Source organism: Methanobrevibacter sp., assembly GCF_045577275.1.
Taxonomy (GTDB): Archaea; Methanobacteriota; Methanobacteria; order Methanobacteriales; family Methanobacteriaceae; genus Methanobrevibacter.
Map to the genome: position 1 here is coordinate 1 of NZ_JAZNIB010000114.1, position 3,672 is coordinate 3,672.

The window sequence follows — 3,672 nt, forward strand, 5'->3', positions numbered from 1 at the left end:
TCATAATGCAGCATGTGTATTTGCACTGACTGAAGTTGAAAAGGAACAATACTTGAAGATGGGTGTTGATGAGGAAAAGATCGAGATTGTTCCCCTTGGAATCAATCTTGAAGAGTATGAAAATCTCCCAGATTATGGCAGATTCAGATCTAAATTCAATATTTCTGATGATGATAAGCTAATTCTTTTTGTAGGCAGAATTCATGAAATCAAAGGACTTGATTTGTTGGTTGATTCATTCAATGATCTGATTGGTTTGAATGAAAATAAAAACATAAAATTAGCTATTGTTGGTCCTGATGATGGATATTTAGCTGAGTTGGAAGAGAAAATCAATAATTCTTCTTTTGAAGAAAATGTATTAATTACTGGACCATTGTATAAGGAAGAAAAGCAAGAGGCATTGGTTGATTGTGATTTATTTGTAATGCCTTCAAAATATGAATCATTTACAACTAGCGGATTGGAAGCTATGGCATGTTCCAAGCCATTGGTCTTGACTAAAAACAATCATATTCATGATTGGGTTGATGGAAATTGTGGTCTTGCTTGTGATGATGAAAAGGATTCATTGAGGGAAGCTATTGAAAAACTATTGTTTGATGAGGATTTGTCCAAGACTTATGGTGATAATGGAAAAAGACTCATCAAAGAGAGATATAATTGGGACATAATTAATAAACAAATTTTGGATATTTATGATAAATATTTATAATTATTCATAAATTTTTTCATTATTTCTGATTTTTCATATATTTGTTCAAATCTATTTTTCAAATATTATTTTCTTTTCATTATAATATTTTTAAACAATTTTTACCTATTTTTCTTAATCAAAATTCAAAAAATCTCACTAAAAATTTAATTTAATCATAATGTTTAAAAATAATAAATTATAAATATAATATCAGTATTAATTTATTAGAGTAATCTATAAATCTTTTAGTATTTTTGATAAAAATGGATTACAAATAAACGTGAGTAGGGATAAGATGAAAGTGGTAGTGTGTCAGAACTGTGGTGCAAAATATCAGCTTGATGACGCAGATGATATCAATGCATTCGAATGTTCTGTTTGTTCTGGAAATCTAGAGGAATTGACAAGCTTCTCAACAAGCGAAGAACAAGTTTCCTCTGATTTTAATCCGCAGAATTATTCTGATTCTGTAATGGTCTATTGTGTAAATTGCGGATTAAAATATCAATTAAGTGAAAATGATGATATAAACGAATTTGAATGTGATAGTTGTGGCGGATCTTTGGATTATGTTTCCAATATGGGTTCAGCATCAACTGAAGACACTTCTACTGTTTTTATAGACAACCCACGCACTGAAACCGAAATCGATGAGATTATTCCTATTCATGCCGAAGCAAATTATTCTGATTCTGATGTAGATGAGATTATTCCTATTCATGCAGAACTTGGTGCTAGTGAAGACTATTCCTATGATGAAGAGGAGTATGTTCTTGAAGACACCTACGAAACTGATGATGAAGTGATTTCATATGGTTCCATCTATGACTCTACACTTGGAGAACCTGATGAGATTATTCCTATTCATGCTGAAAAAAGATATATGGAAACTTCAAGAGATATTGCCACAGGCTTTGCTTATGCTCCTGAAGAGGAATATGAGGAAGTTCAGGAAGAAAAACTTGTTGAAGTTACAGACATTCCTGAAGATGAAATGCCGGAATCTCCAGTTTCATTAAGCAGACAGGAGTTATCTGAAGAAGACCAAAAATTATTTGCAAGAGTTCAAAATGAAATGGTCTTTGACAGCCCTGAAGAATATGAGGCATTCAAGCTTGCTCGTTACAAATATTATATGGCTTTAAGCGATTCCCTTAAGGATGATTACATAAGGTCAATGGATAAGGAATTCTATAAGGGAAGTTCCGTAAAACGTTTAATCAAAAGAGGCGAAGAAAGCGTTAAACGTGGAAACTTGACTGCAAGTGAGGATGATGCTTTAGTCACTAAAGAAACTGTTGAATTGATGAAAGCTCAAAACAGGGCTTATGAACCTAAGAAAACATATGCGGATGTTTATATATTGCTTGGTGCATTTGCATTAGTCGTATCTGCAGCTTACTACTTCTTTGTCAGCAAAATATGGTATGCATTGGTAGGTATAGCTCTTGGTGTTCTTATATTAAGTTTCGGTCTTTACAAGAGATACGCTTTCAATAATTACATTGCTCGTGGAAGAATTATCCGTGAAAGATTGCTTGCTCTTCCTAATGATTTCTATGTATTCTATGCGGTTCAACCGCCACAATCCAAGGATATCATTAACCATGTAGTTGTTGGACCAACTGGTGTTTTCACAATCTTGTCCAAAAGATATGATTCCAAGGATTATAAGAATAAAGTCAAATCAGAAAGTGAAACTGATGCAATGGTAAGCGATTCCGCTTCAATCCAAAATTATATGGATAAGAAAAATACTTTGGAACTTCAAGCAGGTCAAAAAGATGATCAAACAAGATTTGAGTTTGGAAATGAAGAGATTCATTTTGTTGACAATAGTCAAATCAAACGTAAAGCTTTGGAATTAAATGAAGATTTAGCTATTTTCCTTGACAGCAAAGGATTTAGTGGAATTTACATCGAACCTCTTATTGGATTTGTAAATGATGATTTAGCTATTTTGAATGTAATCCTTACCAATGAAGACTTGTTCATTGATGAATTGTTCAATAAGATGATTCGTGGTCAAAAAAGAATTGATGAATTAACCGTTGCTAAAATAGCAAGATTATTATCTTATTATTCTGCAGATTGTTCTGTATTATAATAATTTAATTTTTACTTTTTTTATTTTCATTTTTTATAAATTTTATATTTTGGATATTAGATTAATTTATTTCATTTAATTTCAGTTTATTTGAGTAAATTTCATTTAGTGTGGTAATATGATTTCTAAAATTTTCAATGCAGTCAAGTCCATTAAAAGAAAGTATTATACTTTTAGGGTAAAAAGAGTCTGCAAATCATGTGGAAATGACTTAACTGTAAATAACTATTCTTATGTCACTTCTAAAACAAGCCTTGGAAATAATGTCAACTTCAATGGGATGAAAATTCAAGGAACAGCCAATGTAGTCATTGGAGATAATTTCCACTCTGGAATTGAATGTATGATTATCACTGACAGCCATAACTATGAAGGGGAAGCTATTCCTTATGATGATACAGTGATTTCCAAAGATGTGGTTATTGAAGACAATGTATGGTTGGGAAATCGTGTTATTGTACTTCCAGGTGTTAGAATTGGTGAAGGTGCCATCATTCAGGCAGGCAGTGTTGTAGTGAAGGATATTCCTAAATGTGCAATTGCTGGCGGACACCCTGCAAATGTCTTTTCTTCAAGAGATAAGGATCATTATGAAGAGTTAAAAAAAGAAGGAAAGTTTCATTAAATAATTGACTATTATTATATTTTCGCTTTTCTAAGAATTTTTAGTTTTTATGTTTACACTTAGAAAAATTTTTTCTATTTATCTATTTTTCACATTTGCATAATAGTGATTTTTCACAAAAAAATTTCATTTAATTTAATTAATTCTAGCTTCAATTTAATCAATCAAATCCTTAAAGATTGCTATTTCTTTCATTGTTACTGCTTTTAAAATGAAGATGATTGCAAAGTATACAATTACTCC

General features: G+C 31.2%; 3 protein-coding genes. All 3 read left to right on the forward strand.

Annotation, left to right across the window (positions count from 1 at the left end; translation table 11 throughout):
* The coding region (locus ACKI67_RS03750; protein WP_407462048.1) for a glycosyltransferase at positions 1-715 on the forward strand (715 nt) is incomplete at its 5' end.
* 277 nt (positions 716-992) lie between these two features.
* Positions 993-2,804, forward strand: a complete 1,812-nt coding sequence (locus ACKI67_RS03755) for a hypothetical protein (protein WP_407462049.1) — start codon at positions 993-995, stop codon at positions 2,802-2,804.
* Positions 2,805-2,922: 118 nt separating this feature from the next.
* Positions 2,923-3,429, forward strand: a complete 507-nt coding sequence (locus ACKI67_RS03760; RefSeq protein WP_407462050.1) for an acyltransferase — start codon at positions 2,923-2,925, stop codon at positions 3,427-3,429.
* Positions 3,430-3,672 lie beyond the last annotated feature (243 nt).

Bases quoted from the DNA above. Each gene is read 5' to 3' on its own strand.
- ACKI67_RS03755 (WP_407462049.1), top strand. From the start codon at position 993: ATGAAAGTGGTAGTGTGTCAGAACTGTGGTGCAAAATATCAGCTTGAT.
- ACKI67_RS03760 (WP_407462050.1), top strand. From the start codon at position 2,923: ATGATTTCTAAAATTTTCAATGCAGTCAAGTCCATTAAAAGAAAGTAT.